Annotated in this window: 19 protein-coding genes; 5 read left to right on the top strand and 14 right to left on the bottom strand. The window is 71.0% G+C overall.

The genetic code is table 11. From position 1 onward, the window contains the following. Nucleotides 1-27: 27 nt before the first annotated feature. From C463_RS03325 to C463_RS03310, 4 genes are all read left to right on the top strand, one after another. Entirely contained in the window at nt 28-495 is a 468-nt protein-coding gene (locus C463_RS03325; RefSeq protein ID WP_008441069.1) for a hypothetical protein, read from the top strand. 35 nt (nt 496-530) lie between these two features. Beyond that, nucleotides 531-1,133 (top strand): NUDIX hydrolase, encoded by a 603-nt coding sequence (locus C463_RS03320; protein WP_008441068.1) that lies wholly within the window; start codon nt 531-533, stop codon nt 1,131-1,133. 127 nt (nt 1,134-1,260) lie between these two features. Further along, entirely contained in the window at nt 1,261-2,127 is an 867-nt protein-coding gene (locus C463_RS03315) for a CPBP family intramembrane glutamic endopeptidase (protein WP_008441060.1), read from the top strand. A gap of 89 nt (nt 2,128-2,216) precedes the next feature. Then, nucleotides 2,217-2,444 (top strand): hypothetical protein, encoded by a 228-nt coding sequence (locus C463_RS03310; RefSeq protein ID WP_049905476.1) that lies wholly within the window; start codon nt 2,217-2,219, stop codon nt 2,442-2,444. Nucleotides 2,445-2,532: 88 nt separating this feature from the next. Here C463_RS03310 and panB read toward each other — a convergent pair whose 3' ends face one another. Next, nucleotides 2,533-3,339 (bottom strand): 3-methyl-2-oxobutanoate hydroxymethyltransferase, encoded by an 807-nt coding sequence (gene panB / locus C463_RS03305; protein WP_008441058.1) that lies wholly within the window; start codon nt 3,337-3,339, stop codon nt 2,533-2,535. Between the two features lie 131 nt (nt 3,340-3,470). Between panB and C463_RS03300 the strand changes: the two genes are divergently transcribed. Next, nucleotides 3,471-3,839: a DUF5822 domain-containing protein gene (locus C463_RS03300; protein WP_008441057.1), complete on the top strand. Its 369-nt coding sequence runs from the start codon at nt 3,471-3,473 to the stop codon at nt 3,837-3,839. A 27-nt stretch (nt 3,840-3,866) separates the two neighbouring features. On the opposite strand, the gene C463_RS03295 is transcribed toward C463_RS03300, so the two are convergent. The 13 genes from C463_RS03295 to phnE (C463_RS03235) all read right to left on the bottom strand — a co-directional run bounded on the left by C463_RS03295 (nt 3,867) and on the right by phnE (C463_RS03235) (nt 13,901). Next, a complete protein-coding gene (locus tag C463_RS03295; protein ID WP_008441056.1) occupies nt 3,867-4,448 on the bottom strand; it encodes an HAD family hydrolase in 582 nt (193 codons plus the stop codon). Continuing rightward, nucleotides 4,445-5,617 carry an acyl-CoA dehydrogenase family protein gene (locus C463_RS03290; protein WP_008441055.1) on the bottom strand — a complete coding sequence of 391 codons (1,173 nt, stop codon included), beginning with the start codon at nt 5,615-5,617 and terminating at the stop codon, nt 4,445-4,447. Before C463_RS03290 ends, C463_RS03295 begins: the two co-directional genes overlap by 4 nt. A gap of 88 nt (nt 5,618-5,705) precedes the next feature. Continuing rightward, complete coding sequence (locus C463_RS03285; RefSeq protein ID WP_008441054.1) at nt 5,706-6,725, bottom strand: AIR synthase family protein; 1,020 nt, start codon at nt 6,723-6,725, stop codon at nt 5,706-5,708. Beyond that, nucleotides 6,722-7,942, bottom strand: coding sequence for an alanyl-tRNA editing protein (locus tag C463_RS03280; protein WP_008441052.1), 1,221 nt, complete (start codon nt 7,940-7,942; stop codon nt 6,722-6,724). The genes C463_RS03285 and C463_RS03280 overlap by 4 nt, the downstream gene beginning before the upstream one ends. Nucleotides 7,943-8,337: 395 nt before the next feature. After that, nucleotides 8,338-8,538 (bottom strand): dodecin, encoded by a 201-nt coding sequence (locus tag C463_RS03275; protein ID WP_008441042.1) that lies wholly within the window; start codon nt 8,536-8,538, stop codon nt 8,338-8,340. A gap of 42 nt (nt 8,539-8,580) precedes the next feature. Then, nucleotides 8,581-9,015: a pyridoxamine 5'-phosphate oxidase family protein gene (locus C463_RS03270; RefSeq protein WP_008441041.1), complete on the bottom strand. Its 435-nt coding sequence runs from the start codon at nt 9,013-9,015 to the stop codon at nt 8,581-8,583. Nucleotides 9,016-9,063: 48 nt separating this feature from the next. Beyond that, the gene (locus tag C463_RS03265) at nt 9,064-9,402 is read right to left on the bottom strand and encodes a DUF7116 family protein (protein WP_008441040.1); all 339 of its coding nucleotides are present in this window, start codon (nt 9,400-9,402) and stop codon (nt 9,064-9,066) included. Between the two features lie 117 nt (nt 9,403-9,519). After that, nucleotides 9,520-9,765 (bottom strand): DUF5816 domain-containing protein, encoded by a 246-nt coding sequence (locus C463_RS03260; RefSeq protein WP_008441039.1) that lies wholly within the window; start codon nt 9,763-9,765, stop codon nt 9,520-9,522. Between the two features lie 106 nt (nt 9,766-9,871). Continuing rightward, entirely contained in the window at nt 9,872-10,246 is a 375-nt protein-coding gene (locus tag C463_RS03255; RefSeq protein WP_008441032.1) for a HesB/IscA family protein, read from the bottom strand. 47 nt (nt 10,247-10,293) lie between these two features. Next, nucleotides 10,294-11,418 (bottom strand): mechanosensitive ion channel family protein, encoded by a 1,125-nt coding sequence (locus C463_RS03250; protein WP_008441031.1) that lies wholly within the window; start codon nt 11,416-11,418, stop codon nt 10,294-10,296. A gap of 136 nt (nt 11,419-11,554) precedes the next feature. Next, complete coding sequence (locus tag C463_RS03245) at nt 11,555-12,304, bottom strand: HAD family hydrolase (RefSeq protein WP_008441030.1); 750 nt, start codon at nt 12,302-12,304, stop codon at nt 11,555-11,557. After that, a complete protein-coding gene (gene phnE, locus C463_RS03240; protein ID WP_008441029.1) occupies nt 12,301-13,101 on the bottom strand; it encodes a phosphonate ABC transporter, permease protein PhnE in 801 nt (266 codons plus the stop codon). Before phnE (C463_RS03240) ends, C463_RS03245 begins: the two co-directional genes overlap by 4 nt. Further along, on the bottom strand, nt 13,101-13,901 hold the full coding sequence (gene phnE, locus C463_RS03235; protein ID WP_008441028.1) for a phosphonate ABC transporter, permease protein PhnE: 801 nt from the start codon (nt 13,899-13,901) through the stop codon (nt 13,101-13,103). The genes phnE (C463_RS03240) and phnE (C463_RS03235) overlap by 1 nt, the downstream gene beginning before the upstream one ends. Between the last annotated feature and the right edge of the window lies 1 nt (nt 13,902).

The raw sequence follows: 13,902 nt of genomic DNA, 5'->3' as shown, positions 1-13,902 counted from the left end.
ATCCGGACGACGCGAGAAGTGGGTCGCATGCCCTCCGCACTCCGCGCGGCCCTCCTCGGATCGGACCGATGTCGGCCGCGTCCGTCGCTCCGACTCGTCGCACCGCCGCTGTGCTTCGTCGTCGCCTTCGCCGCCTACGCGACCGACGTCTTCTCGATCGCGGGCGGCGTGGTGTTCGTCCCGTTCGACGCCGCGGCGCTCGGCGTCGTCGCCGCCGTCGCGCTGTCGTACCGACGGGACGGGCTGCTCCCCGCGTGGGTCACCGTCTACGCGGCGCTGCTCGGGTACAGCGCGGTCCACTACTTCCTCGGGCTCTCCGGTCGGTCCCTCGCGGAGCGCGCGGCCGCGTTCCTCTCGCCCGACGGCCTCGTCTTCCTCGGCGTCGAGGCGCTGGTCTTCGGGACGGTCGCGTGGCTCGTCGGGACCGTCGCCGCGCTCGCGGTCGATCGGGTCCGGGAGCGACGGGACGCGTCGGCGACGGCGTCCGGCGAGTGAGGGGAGTTTAGGTCCCCGAGCGCCGACGGCGATCCATGGACGATTCCCCCGACCTCTCGTGGGAGACGCTCGACTCGGCGGTCGACTACGCCTGTCCCGGCTTCGACGTGCGCCGCGACGAGGTGCGGTTCCCGAACGGCGAGAGCGACGGGTTCCACTACGTCGACGAGCCGCCCGCGGTCGTGGTGCTCCCGCTGACGCCCGACGGCGACGTCGTCGTCATCGACGAGTGGCGACAGGCGGTCGGGCGGGTGAACCGCGGGATTCCGGCGGGAACGATGGAGTCGGCGGACGAAGAGGAAGCGGGCGCGGAGGGTGCGGCGAGCGACGGCGGGCCGAGCGACGACGCGGTCGAGCGCGCCGCGGCCCGCGAACTCGCCGAGGAGACGGGATACGAGGCCGACGCCTTCGAGCGGCTGACGACCGTCGAGCCGACGAACGGGATGGCGAACGCGGTCCACCACCACGTGCTGGCGACCGGCTGCGAGCCGACGGCGGACCGCGATCTGGACCACAACGAGTCGATCGCGGTCGAGACGTTGCCGTACGACGACCTGCTCGCCGCGGTCGTCGACGACGGGCTGCGCGACGGACGGGCCGTCACCGCGGTGCTGTGGTACGAGCTGCTCCACCGGTAGGCGGTCGGAAGGCTCCGCCGGCGCCGCCGCCGCCGAGCGGTGTGGCGCCGCCGCCGCCGAGCGGTGTGGCGCCGCCGTCGATTCCGACACGGACAACCATTTTGCCGGGCGGCCCGTATGCGCGGCAATGACAGATCCCTCCAGCGGCGATCCGGTCCTGGACGGCGGGGTCCGCGACGAGGTCGACGACGTCGACCCCGTGTCCGACGATGCGGACGGGCCGGGACAGACCAGCGACTCGCCGGGTATCGCGGTCGCGACCGCGTTGCTCCTCGGCGTTCTCGGGCCGGTCATCGCGCTCGCGAGCGGCGTGGCGGTGTTCGCGATCGACGCCGCGACCGGCGGGCTCTCGCTGGCCGCGAGCGTCGTGCTCTCGCTGATACTCGGTCAGTACGTCGCGTTCGGCGGTCTCGCGGTCGGCTACCTCGCGTGGCGGGGCTTCGATCGCGAGGGGATCGTCTCGTACCTCGGCGTCCGGGTGCCCAGCCTCAAGGAGATCGGGCTCGTCCTCGGGAGCTGGGTCGTGATCTTCATCCTGATCCTCGTGATCTCGACGATCGTCCAGCTGCTCGGGACGGAGACCGCGGCGAACCAGAGCGCGGAGCTGGCGATGGCGAACCCGGCGATCATCCCGCTTTTCGTCGCGGCCTCGTTCCTCGTCATCGGCCCCTGCGAGGAGATCCTCTACCGCGGCGTCGTCCAAGGCCGGCTCCGCGAGTCGCTGCCGGCGGCCCCGTCGATCCTGCTCACCGCCGCCATCTTCGCGACCATCCACGTGATGGCGCTGACCGGCGGCCTCTCCGCGCGGCTGACGACCGTCGCCATCCTCTTCGTGCCGAGTCTGGTGTTCGGGGCGGTGTACGAGTACACCGAGAACCTCGTGGTTCCGGCGCTGCTCCACGGGCTCCACAACGCCGTGATCTTCACCGCCCTCTACGTCACCGTCACCCAGGTGGATCCGAGCGAGCTGCCGGCCGTCCTCGGAGTCGTCTGAAGACGCACGGAACGGCCCCACCCGCGGGACACGTTTCGCGAATGTGAAGATAGATTTATGAATAATGGCTAACATTGTGTGGTTGAACCATGGGACTGTTTAGCAGCCCGAAATGTGACGTGTGCGGGAACAAGCTCTCGGACGCACAGCACTTCCACTGTTCGAACTGTGGCATCGAGCTCCACCTCCAGTGCGCGAAGAGCAAAGGCTGGATGCGGGAGGGGGCGACCGACAGCGGCGGCCTGCTCAGTTCGGGCGGAACGCAGTTCCACTGGGACTGTCCGAACTGTCCGCACACCGCTACCAAGAAGGTGTGAACCCCGCAGCGAGGGCCACACCGCTTCGAGAGTCGACCGAACGGCGCTTTTTTCAGACCGTCGGACGCGCTGCGGGATGCGTCCCCGCTCAGTACAGGTCGTCGAGGGTCTCCTCGACGTGCGAGTGCTCCTCGGCCGGGAACTCACCGCTCGTCACGGCGTCCCTGTACGCCTCGACGGCGCCGACCATCTCCCCGCGCACGTCGCCGAACTGCTTGGCGAACGGCGGCGACCACTCGCCGAGCCCGACCGCGTCGTTGATCACCAGCACCTGTCCGTCGCAGTCCGGGCCCGCGCCGATGCCGATCGTCGGGATATCCAGCGCCTCGGTCACCGCGCCCGCGAGGTTCGCGGGCACGTGTTCCAACACGAGCGCGAACGCCCCGGCGTCGACGTGGGCGCCGGCCAGATCGATGATCTCCTCGGCGGCCTCCTGTTCCGTCCCCTGTCGGGTGTAGCCGCCCAGCCGGTTCACGTGTTGGGGAGTCAAGCCGAGGTGCGCCATCACCGGGATCCCGACCTCCGTCATGCGGCGCGTGGTCGAGACGGTGTGCGGGCCGCTCTCGATCTTCACCGCGTCCGCGTTCGCCTCCTTCAGCAGTCGGCCGGCGTTCCGCACCGACTCCGCCTCGTCGACGCCGAACGAGAGGAACGGCATGTCGGCGACGACCAGCGCGTCCTCTGTCGCGCGCGCGACCGCCGCGGTCCGGCTCGCGACCTCGTCGAACGTCACGGGGAGCGTGGAGTCGTAGCCGAGCGCGGCGTTGCCCATGCTGTCGCCGACGAGGACGACGTCGATCCCGGCCTCGTCGACGACCGCCGCCGTCGGGGCGTCGTAGGCGGTGAGCATCGTGATCGCATCCTCGGCCTCCCGGAGTCCCCGCGTCGTGGTCATGTCTCGGAGTCACCCCCGCGCCGCTGTAAAATCGTCGGGAACCGGAAAGCGAGCGCGGCGGCGACCGAAGCGTTCCTGCCGGTGCGGCGGCGACCGCCACCGATTTGCCGCTCCGCCGCGGAGCCCGTGGCGTGCAACCAGTCGAGCGGGCCGAGTACGAAGGGGTCGACTACGCGTGGGTGATGCAGACGACGTTCGTCGTCACAATCCTCGTCGGCGCCCCCGTCGTCGCCGTCCTGTCGACGCTCGTGACGCTGGAGTCGTGGGGCGCGCGCGCCGCGTTCGCGGTCCGGGTCGGCGCGCCCATCTGGTTCGTCACCGCGGTCGCCGTCGCGCTGTACGCGAAACGGGCCGAGGCCGGCGACGGCGGCGCGGAGACGGACGACGAAGTCGGTGTGGACGAAGTCGGTGTGGAGACGGACGACGAAGTCGGCGCGGACGAAGCCGACTCGGAGACGGACGACGATCCGAAAACGAACGAAGCTGAAAAGAAGGACTGAAGCCGCGCGGCGGCCTCTTGCTGCGCTCTACTCCGCGAGCAGGTCCGACACCCACGCGAAGTCGACGCCGCCGCGCTCGGCGGTGACCGCGTCGCTCCGCGAGTCGCCGACGAACAGCGCGTCTTCGGGGGCGGCGCCGAGTCGATCGATCGCCGCGAACAGCGACGCCGGGTCCGGCTTGTGGGTCGCGACAGTGTCGCGGCCGACGATTGCGTCCGAGACGAGCGCGTCGCCGAGCCCGTGGGTGTCGACCGCGATCCGGCACGCGTCCTCGCAGTTGAGCGAGCAGACGCCCGCGGGCGGGTGCGAACCGCCGCCGTCCGCGGTTCCCGTCAGTCGGTCCCCGAGCGGGAGCCGCGCGGACTCGCGGGCGCCGGGCCGCTCGTGGCCCGCGATCGCCTCCTCGACCTCGTCGCGGACTCCGTAGCCGTCGGCCGCCCCGAGCAGGTCCCACAGCTCTTCTGTCGGCGGGATGAGCGCACGCTCGGCGTAGACGTCGAGGACCGCGTCCGCGACGGCGTCCCAGTCGACCGCGAGTTCGACGAGCGTGCCGTCGAGGTCGTAGACGACCGCGTCGTAGCCGGCGAGCCGCGAGCCGACGCCGCTCACTCGCCGAACACCCCTCGGGCGATGATCGTCTTCTGGATCTCCGTCGTCCCCTCGTAGATCTCCGTGATCTTCGCGTCGCGGTAGAGGCGCTCGACGTCGAACTCGGTCGTGTAGCCGTAGCCGCCGTGGATCTGGACCGCCTCGTTCGTCACCGACATCGCGGCCTCGCTGGCGCGGTACTTCGCCTTCGAGGCGGCGACGCGGTAGTCCTCGCCCGCCTCGGCCTGCCGGCACGCCTCGCGGACGAGCAGCCGCGCGGCCGACACGTCGGTCGACATCTCCGCGAGCTTGTGCCGGATCGTCTGGATGTCGGCGATCGCCCGGTCGAACTGCTCACGCTCCTCGGCGTACGATTTCGCCTCGTCGAGCGCGGCCTGCGCGACGCCGACCGCCTGCGCCGCGATGCCGATCCGACCCTCGGTGAGCGTGCGGAACGCGGCCGAGAGTCCCTTCCCCGGCTCGGTGAGCCGGTTCTCAGCGGGGACCCGACAGTCGTCGAACGTGATCCCGGTCGTGTCCGAGGCGCGGAGGCCGAGCTTCTCCTCCTTCTTCCCGACCTCGAACCCCTCGGTGTCGGCCGGCACGAGGAACTGGGTGATCGCGTCGTCGTCCGGGTCCCGCTCCGGGTCGTCGACCTTCGCGAAGACGATCGCGACCCCGCCGCGTTCCCCGTTCGTGATCCACTGCTTCTCGCCGTTGAGGACGTACTCGTCCGTCTCGGGGTCGTACGTCGCGGTCGCCGCCATCTCGGCCGGGTTCGACCCCGCCTGCGGCTCGGAGAGGCAGAACATCCCGACCGGGCGACCCGTCTCCGCCATCTCCGGCAGCCACGCCTCGCGCTGGGCCTCGGTGCCGAACTCGGCGATACAGGAGGTGGCGAGACAGTGGACGGAGAGGGCGGTCGCGACCGCGAGCGACCCGTGCGCCAGCGCCTCGTTGACGACCGCGTAGGTCGTCTCGTCGGCGCCGAACCCGCCGTACGCCTCGGGGACCGTCAGCCCCGTCAGCCCGAGCTCCGCGAGCCCGTCCCAGACCTCTTCGGGAAACGTCTCCGTCTCGTCGGCCGCGGCCGCCGCCGGCCGGACCTCCTCGGCCGCGAACTCCTCGACGAGGTCGCGGACCGCCTGCTGTTCGTCGGTGAGCGCCGAGCCGACGCGTACTCCGGTCATGTCACCGCCTTCGGACCCTCACCGAAAAAGGTGCGCGATCGGCGGGGTCGCAGCGGTCGACGGGGCGGCCCGTCCTGACCCGGTGCCCCTACTCTCCCGAATCGCGCGCTTCCCACAAGGGGTACAGTTCGTCTCGGGGCGACTCGGAAAGCGCCTCGCCGTCGATTCGGACGGTTCCCAGAGCATCGTCGGCAGCCTCCTCGTTGCCCCCTGTGGCCTCGACGACACCGATCGCCGCCCCCTCGATCCCGGCCGCGTCGAGCGCGTCGAGCGCGTCGTCGACCCGCTCGGGCGGGACGGCCGCCAGCAGCGCGCCGGAGCCGAACGTCGCGAGCGGGTCGACGCCGAGCGCGTCACAGCAGGCCCGCGTCTCGGGGCGGACCGGGACCGCGTCGCGGTCGACGGCGAAGACCGACTCGCTCGCCGTCGCCATCTCGACGAGGGCGGTCGCCACGCCCCCCTCGGTCGGGTCGTGAAGCGCGCTGGCGGCGTCCCGGACCGCGGCCGCGTCGGGGACGACGCTCACCTCGTCGAGGAAGCCGGCGGCGGCGTCGAGCGTCGCGGCCGGGACGCCCGCCTCGCGGCACTCCTCGCGGAAGTCGGTCGCGAGGATCGCCGTCGCCTCGATCGCCGCGCCCTTCGTGAGGAGGAGGCGGTCGCCCGGCTCGGCCCCGCCGCTCGACACGAAGCGGTCCGTCGTCCCCATCGCCGTCATCGAGCAGAGCGGGCGGTCGAGCGCGCCGAGCACCTCGGTGTGGCCCCCGACGACCGCGCACCCGAGCTCGCGCGCCGTCGCGTCGACCTGGTCGACGACAGTTCGGAGCCGGTCGGGGTCGTCGTCGGGCAGGAAGAGCGTGTGCGTGAGCCAGCGCGGGTCGGCCCCGCTCGCGGCGACATCGTTACAGGCGACGTGGACCGCGAGCGTCCCGACCGACTCGGCGGCCAGCGACAGCGGGTCGGCCGCGACGACGAGCGTCTCGGCGGCGTCGCCGAGGTCGATCGCGGCCGCGTCCTCCCCGTAGGCCGGTCCCTGCGTCACCGCCGCGTCCGGCGCGCCGGTCGCCGCGAGCGCCGTCGCGAGCGCGTCGGGCCCCAGCTTCCCGGTCATCGCTCGCGGAGCCACGCCGCGACGGCCTCGGGGTCGGCGTCGAGGCCGCCGCCCTGCGCGAACGTCGGGCCGCCGCCCCCGCCGCCGCCGAACTCGTCGGTGACCGCGGCGACGACGTCGCCCGCGTCGATGTCGGCGTCGCCCGCGGCCGCGACCACGACGAACGGGGCGTCCCCCGCCCCGACCGCCGCGAGGGCGTCGCGGTCGGTGTCGCTCCCGACCGCCTCGGTCGCCGGCTCCCGGAGCTCGTTCGGATCGGCGTCCTCGACGGTCCCGACCGCCCACCGCGCGCCGTCGACCTCGGCCGTCGGGAGGTCGCGCAGGCGGGCCGCGAGCAGCTCCTCGCGTGCGTCGCGGAGGTCGGCCTCCAGCCGGTCGGCTTCATCGCGGAGGCGTGAGACGGCGTCCGGGAGGTCGCCGACGCGCGCGTCGAGCGTCGTGGCGGCGTCGAGCGCGGCGGCGTGGACCGCCCCGATCTCGTCGATGGCGGTCGGGCCGACCGCGAACTCGACGCGGGTGACCCCCTCGCCCGGGTTCGACCGGTCCAGCACCGCCATCGGCCCGATCTCCGCGGTGTTCGCGACGTGGGTCCCGCCGCAGGCGGCGACGTCCCACGGGTCGTCCGCCTCGCCGACGGTCACGACCCGGACCGCGCCGCCGCTCATCGCGCCCTCCTCGGTCTTGGTGTTGAACGCGATCCCGTCGACATCGCGGGCCTCGTCGGCCGAGTGGGTCTCCCACGAGACGGGCAGCGAGTCCCAGACGGCGCGGTTGGCGAGCCGCTCCAGCTCGATCAGGTCGCCGTCGTCCAGCGGCTCGGCGGTCGTCAGGTCGACGCGGACCTTCGTCTCCGAGATGTCGAAGCCGGCGTAGCCGAGGTCGTCGGCGATCCGGCGCGCGGCGCCGAACAGCACGTGGGAGGCGGTGTGCGCGCGAGCGCAGTAGGTCCGGAACGCGTCGTCGATCAGCCCCGTGACCTCGTCGCCGGGCGCGAGGTCGAGGTCCGCGTCGGGGTCGAGGGCGTGGACGACCTCCCCCTCACGCTCGACCACGTCGTCGACGAGGTGGCCGTCGAGCGTCCCTCTGTCGGCCGGCTGGCCGCCGGACTCGGGGTAGAAGTACGTCTCGTCGAGGACGACCTCGCGGCCGTCGACGTGGTCGACCGTCGCTTCGAACTCTCGGACCGTCGGCTCGGCCGGCGCGCGTGAAGCGGTCATTGCCGGGTCGTGGGCGCGGTCGGGTAAATAGGTGACCGCCGCCGTATAGGTTATAAATGAACTGCGGTGGCGCGTGCCGACGAGCAGCCGTCAGGCTGCGTGTCGCACGCGCGAGGGAGTCGGCCACCCGAAGCGAAGCGGAGGGTGGCCGACGAGGCTGGGGAGGGAGAGGTGCGGTGCGGGGTGGGAATCGAAGGGGCAGTCGCGAGGGCGAAGGCGCGCGACGCAAGCACCGCAGTGAGTGAGCAGCGCGAACGAACGAGCGCGCAGCGAGCGCACCGAGCCCTCGCGACTGGGGCTTCGGCGGTGTTCGTCGGCGATCCGTGAACCACCGTTTATACTCAGACCTCAGCGCCGCTCAAAACCACTAATAGACGATAAAAACCGCCTCTCGCTTACCCTTCCAGTTCGAACGCGACCTCGACCTCCGCCTGATACTCGCGGTCGGCCGCGCCGTCCAACTCGACGCCGAACTCCTCGACCTCGGCCCAGTAGACGTTTTCGAGGGTGTCCTCGGCGCGGTCGATGGCGTCGTCGGCCGCGGCGTCGAAACTCTCCTCGCTCGTCCCGATCAGCGTGATTTTCTTGAACACCATGTCGCGTGCTGGTAGGACGCACGGGGGGATAAAAATGGGCGTCTACGAGGGCGGAGTCGCACGACCGATGAGGGTCTCCGGCCGAAGCTCGTAAAGAGTGAACTCGACGGCTTCGACCGCTTCGGCGAAGAGGCGAAACGGCTGAAACCACTCGTTGAGCGTCGCCTCGTCGACGGCCCGCTCGGACCGTCGGAGCGGCCCGCGAGCGTGGACGCTCCACGACGCGTCCGTCGACGACGCGTAGCACACGAACGTGGCGGTGTCGGTCGTCTCGAGGGACCGCCCCTTCTCGTCGTCACCGTCGTGGGCGCTCGCGCGGAAGCGGGGGCGGTCGCCGTCGTAGTGGTAGCTCAACGGGACGGCGTACGCGTCGTCGCCGTCCGCCAGCCCCAAGACGCCGTGTTCGCCGGCCCGGAGACGGGCGTCGATATCCGACCCGGTCATGCCGCTGGTGTAGACGTACTCGACGTGTTCCATGGGGACCGTACGCGGCGGGGTCGCAAATACCCGTAGCCGCGGAGACAGTCAGGGACTTCCGGGCGCGCCTTCCATCACGGCGAAGTCCTCGCCGTCGCGGTCGATACCGATGACGGCCCAGTCGTAGGGGGGTTTCGAGTCGAGGAGCCGTTCTTGGAGGTCGGCCGCGCGGTCGCGCCACGTGACGAAACACCGGAGGCGCGCGTCGTCACCGCCGTCTGCGAGATACGGGTCGAGGTCGTCGTCGTCCATACACAGCACCGTCACGAACACGCGCCGCCATTTGCGTTCCGCGACGAACTCTCGTCCGCCGTCGGAGACGGTGTATCCCAGTTCGCGGAAGACGTCTCTGGCCTCGGTCGTCGGGGGGATGCTCGCAGTGGCCATCTGGCTCGAAGTTCGGCTCCATCCGTGATAAAGTTTCTCACGATTCCGGACGCGGAGAATCGGCGGTGCGGTCGGGAACGCCGCGGAGAGCCGCGAGCGCGCCCCGTCGCCGGAGGATCACTCGTGGGCCGCGTCCCACTCGTCCGGCTTCCGGAGGTTGCCGCACTCGGTACACTGGATCCGGCCCATCGTGTCCATCGCGGTGTCGAACGACTCGCAGTTGCCGCAGCGGAACCCCCAGCGCGATTCGCCCGCCTCGTCCGCGAACACGAGGTAGAAGGGGCCGTCAGCGCCGCGCTCCGTGCTCGACCGGTCGGTGTACACCCGCTCCCCGCTCGCCGTCGTCGACGCTTCCAGGCTCATGGGAGCCCGTACCCGCCCGAGCGACTTAAGCGGCGGACTCGGGGGTCGGGGGAAACGGGAGGTCGAGGGTGAGGAAAGCTCTGTTCTCGGACCGCGAACCGGCCCGTTACGTCCGGAACGACTCGCCGCAGCCGCACTCCGAGACGACGTTCGGGTTCTCGACCTCGAAGCCGGCCGCCTGAAGCCCGTGTTCGTAGTCGAGCGTGCTCCCGCCGATGTAGTTCTTACTCGCGGGGTCGACGAACACCCGGAGCCCGTGGTGTTCCACGACGAGGTCGTCTTCCTCCGGTTCGGTGTCGAAGCGCATGCCGTACGACAGCCCCGCGCAGCCGCCCTGCTGGACGAACAGCCGCAGTCCGGCGATGTCGGTGTCGAGCCCCTCGCCCTCGAGGAGCGAGAGCGCCTCCTCGGCAGCGTCCGGCGTCACCTCGATCGCCGGGTCGTTCCCCTCGGTCCCGGTGTCGGCCGGTTCGGTACTCATGCGAACGCGTTCGGCGTCGACACTCAAAACCCTGCCGGCGGGAGCCGTCAGGTCGCGGCGTCGGCGCTCGGGTCCGCGTCGGACTCGGGCGCGCCGTCGCGAGCGGCCACCGCGGGCCCGACGGCCCCGCTGACCGTCACGTCCCGTTTCGGATACGGGATCTCGATGTCGGCGTCGCCGAGCGCGATGTACAGCGCCCGGTTGAGTTCGTGCTGGGCGCGGCGGCGACGGGTGGGCCCGTTCACCCAACAGAGGATCTCGTACTGGAGCGACGAGTCGCCGAACGACCGGAACCGCGCCCGCGGCTTCGGGGAGTCGAGGACCAGCGACTCCGCCCCCACGACCGCCAGCGCGAGCGCCTCGAACTCGTCCACGTCCGTCCCGTAGGCGACGCCGATCGGGACGCGGACGCGGCGGCGGCGCTGGGGCGCGGACTCGTTGGTCACCTTCGAGGCGTTGAGCGCCGCGTTCGGGACCGTCACCAGCACCTCGTCGCGGGTGAGCAGCGTCGTCGAGCGCACGCCGACCTTGATCACGGTCCCCGCGGTGCCGTCGTCGAGGACGATGTAGTCGCCGATCTTGTAGGTGTCGTCGAAGTACAGCGCGATCCCGCCGAAGAAGTTCGCGACGGTGTCCTTCGCCGCGAAGCCGACCGCGATACCCGCCACCCCGGCCGCGCCGAGCAGGGGCGTGATCTCGACGCCCCACAGCCACAGCAGCGTGCCGACGCTCCCGACGAACACCGCGATCGTCCAGACGTTCGAGAAGACGGGCGCGAAGTCGAACCGGCCGCCCTCGACGTTGACCGCGGCGACGAGTCGGTTGACGACGGTGTTCGCCGCGTACGCCCAGACGAGGACGATGACCGACAGCGACGGCCGCCCGAACGCCGCGTCGAGCAGCTGCGGGCTCACCAGCACCGACGACCGGACCGCCGGCACCTGCGTGAGCACGAACACGCCGGCGAGCGCGGCGGTGACGACGAGCGGCGCGCGGAGCGAGGAGACGAGGATGTCGTCGTACGCGGAGTCGGTGGTCGAGACGAACCGACGGGCGACCCGGATGACGACGAACTCCATCGCCGCGGCGGCGACGACCGAGACGACGAGGACCGCGACCGTCGCCTCCAGCGCGGTGAACCCCCCGAACAGCGTCAGCGGCGACGGAATCATGTCGTCCGGGACGCGACAGCGAGGGATAACCGTTGCTGCGGAGGTCGGCCGCGGACGCCGTCGATTGGCGGCCGTTTCCGCCGCCGACGGCCGGCCGCGTCCGCCGCCGAAGGGCGGAGTCGCGGGCCCCTCTCCGCTACTCGGTCCGGACCCGGTCGCTCGGGGCGTCGTCCGTCGAGCGCGTCGGTCTCCCGGTCGACTCCTCCGTACCGACGAGGTCGGCCACCGCTCCGAGGCCCTCGATCTCGACGGTCGGATCGGCGTCCGGATCGAGCGCGGCGTTGTGGTCGCGCCGCAGGAACGCGCCGTCAAGGCCGGCACGCTCGGCGGCGATCATGTCCGTCGCGCGGTCGCCCACGTAGAGCCCGGTCGAGGCGCCGAGCGCGTCGAGCGCCTCGTTCAGGTAGTGCGGGTCGGGCTTGCGGCGCCGGAACCCGGTCGGCCCGAGGTCTCGCCCCCGGACGAACGAGAACGCGTCGAGGCGGAAGTGGTCGACGACGAACTCGACCGTCGGGTGGTAGTTGTTGCTCACGAGCCCGAGCGCGGCGTGTTCGGCCACCTCGTCGAGGGCGTCGACGTCCCGGTGAAGCCGTCGCACCCCGGCCGAGAGCCGAGCGACCGCGCGCTTCGCGCTACGCTCTTCCCGCTCCCGGAAGAGCTCCGACGGGTCGACGCCGAGCTCCTCGCAGGCGGCACGGAACCCGTCGTCGTACTCGTACGTTTCGAGGGACCGCCGGAGGTCCCCCGTCGCTCGCACGTCCCGCGCTTCGAGCACGTCGTCGAGCGCGCGGGCGTGAACGGCGTCGTCGGTCCCCCAGCCTTCGAGGATCACGCCGTCCATGTCGAACAACACCGTCTCGTACCCGGCCGACCGGTTCGGGCTCATCGGACGAGCCTCCGCGCGTACGCCGAGATCCCCTCGCTCGCGAGGACGACCCCGAGGATGACGATCAGTATCATCGCCACCGACTGCCAGGCGAAGGCGTTCACCGCCCGGAACAGCTGGACGCCGATGCCGCCGGCGCCGACGAAGCCGAGGATCGTCGAGTCGCGGACGTTGATGTCCCAGCGGTAGACGCTGAGCCCAACGAGCGCCGGCTTCACCTGCGGGAGGATGCCGTACAGCAGGACCTGTACCGAGGAGGCGCCCGCGGCGCGGACGGCCTCCACCTGTCCGAAGTCGATCTCCTCTATCTCCTCGCCGAGCAGCTTCCCGAGGAAGCCGACCGACCGGAACGCGATGGCGACCGCGCCGGCGAGGGGGCCGCTGCCGAACACCACCACGAAGATCAGCGCCCAGATGATCGTGTTCACCGACCGGCTCACCGTCACGATCAGCTTTCCGAGCCAGTATGTCGCGGCGTTCGGCGTGGTGTTCTCGGCCGCGAGCAGCGCGACGGGAACCGCGAGCACGACCGCGCCGGCGGTGCCGAGCGCGGCGATGTGGAGCGTCTCGATCAGCGGCTCCACGATCTCGACGGTGTACGCCACGTCCGGCGGGTACATCCGTGTGAGCAGGTCGTTGATCTCGCGCGGGACCGTCTCAACGTTGGTGATCCCCATGTCGAGGTAGCGCCACGAGGCGAGGAACACGACCAGCGCTCCCAGCACCCCGACGAACCGGCCGATCCTTCGGCGGCGGTCGAACCGCCGCCAGGTGGTGGAGACGTCGACCTCGGACATCACTGGTACCTCCGTCTGACGACCGCGCTGACTCCCTCGGCCACGAGCACGACCGCGATGATCGCGACGAGGATGGCGCTGACGTACTGGTAGGAGTAGCGGTTGAAGGCGGTGAGCAGCACGGAGCCGATCCCGCCGGCGCCGACGATCCCGACGACGGTCGAGGTCCGGATGTTGATGTCCCAGCGGTAGACGCTGAGCCCCGCGAACCGGGGGATTATCTGCGGGACGACCCCGTACAGCAGGGTCTGTACCGGCGACGCGCCGGCCGCCCGCACCGCGTCGACGCTCCCCATGTCGATGTCTTCGAGGTCCTCCGCGAGCAACTTCGCGAAGAAGCCGACCGTCTTGAACGTGATCGTGATGATGCCGGCGAGCGGACCGAGCCCGACCGCCTTCACCACGAGGATGGCGACGATGATCGCGTTGAGCGCCCGCGACAGCGAGATGAACCCGCGGTTGAGGTAGTACAGCGGCTTCGGCGAGAGGTTCTCCGCGGCCATGAACGCGACGGGGACGCTGATCAGGATGCCCGTCACGGTCGATATCATCGCCATGGCGACGCTCTCGACCATCTTGTCGACGATCCGCTGGGCCTGTCGCGGCGTCGCCTCCGGTGGGAAGAAGTCACCGAGCAGCGTCAGCCCGCGGCCGATCCCCTGCGCGATCCGGGCGGGATCGACGCCCACTCCCAGCGCCGACCAGAGGAAGAAGGCCACGAGACCGACGTACGCGGCCCACTTGAACTCCCGGCGGCCGAACGCCGTCGGTCGCCGCCAGGTGCGCTGTTCCGCCGCCATC

It is taken from the genome of Halorubrum californiense DSM 19288 (assembly GCF_000336875.1).
GTDB lineage: Archaea > Halobacteriota > Halobacteria > Halobacteriales > Haloferacaceae > Halorubrum > Halorubrum californiense.
This window is presented reverse-complemented; position numbering and strand designations above follow the sequence as displayed.

Excerpts from the sequence above, each read along its gene's own strand:
- C463_RS03325 (WP_008441069.1), top strand. The coding sequence starts at position 28 with ATGCCCTCCGCACTCCGCGCGGCCCTCCTCGGATCGGACCGATGTCGG.
- C463_RS03320 (WP_008441068.1), top strand. The coding sequence starts at position 531 with ATGGACGATTCCCCCGACCTCTCGTGGGAGACGCTCGACTCGGCGGTC.
- C463_RS03315 (WP_008441060.1), top strand. The coding sequence starts at position 1,261 with ATGACAGATCCCTCCAGCGGCGATCCGGTCCTGGACGGCGGGGTCCGC.
- C463_RS03310 (WP_049905476.1), top strand. The coding sequence starts at position 2,217 with ATGGGACTGTTTAGCAGCCCGAAATGTGACGTGTGCGGGAACAAGCTC.
- panB (WP_008441058.1), bottom strand. The coding sequence starts at position 3,339 with ATGACCACGACGCGGGGACTCCGGGAGGCCGAGGATGCGATCACGATG.
- C463_RS03290 (WP_008441055.1), bottom strand. The coding sequence starts at position 5,617 with ATGACCGGAGTACGCGTCGGCTCGGCGCTCACCGACGAACAGCAGGCG.
- C463_RS03285 (WP_008441054.1), bottom strand. The coding sequence starts at position 6,725 with ATGACCGGGAAGCTGGGGCCCGACGCGCTCGCGACGGCGCTCGCGGCG.
- C463_RS03280 (WP_008441052.1), bottom strand. The coding sequence starts at position 7,942 with ATGACCGCTTCACGCGCGCCGGCCGAGCCGACGGTCCGAGAGTTCGAA.
- C463_RS03275 (WP_008441042.1), bottom strand. The coding sequence starts at position 8,538 with ATGGTGTTCAAGAAAATCACGCTGATCGGGACGAGCGAGGAGAGTTTC.
- C463_RS03270 (WP_008441041.1), bottom strand. The coding sequence starts at position 9,015 with ATGGAACACGTCGAGTACGTCTACACCAGCGGCATGACCGGGTCGGAT.
- C463_RS03265 (WP_008441040.1), bottom strand. The coding sequence starts at position 9,402 with ATGGCCACTGCGAGCATCCCCCCGACGACCGAGGCCAGAGACGTCTTC.
- C463_RS03260 (WP_008441039.1), bottom strand. The coding sequence starts at position 9,765 with ATGAGCCTGGAAGCGTCGACGACGGCGAGCGGGGAGCGGGTGTACACC.
- C463_RS03255 (WP_008441032.1), bottom strand. The coding sequence starts at position 10,246 with ATGAGTACCGAACCGGCCGACACCGGGACCGAGGGGAACGACCCGGCG.
- C463_RS03250 (WP_008441031.1), bottom strand. The coding sequence starts at position 11,418 with ATGATTCCGTCGCCGCTGACGCTGTTCGGGGGGTTCACCGCGCTGGAG.
- C463_RS03245 (WP_008441030.1), bottom strand. The coding sequence starts at position 12,304 with ATGAGCCCGAACCGGTCGGCCGGGTACGAGACGGTGTTGTTCGACATG.
- phnE (WP_008441029.1), bottom strand. The coding sequence starts at position 13,101 with ATGTCCGAGGTCGACGTCTCCACCACCTGGCGGCGGTTCGACCGCCGC.
- phnE (WP_008441028.1), bottom strand. The coding sequence starts at position 13,901 with ATGGCGGCGGAACAGCGCACCTGGCGGCGACCGACGGCGTTCGGCCGC.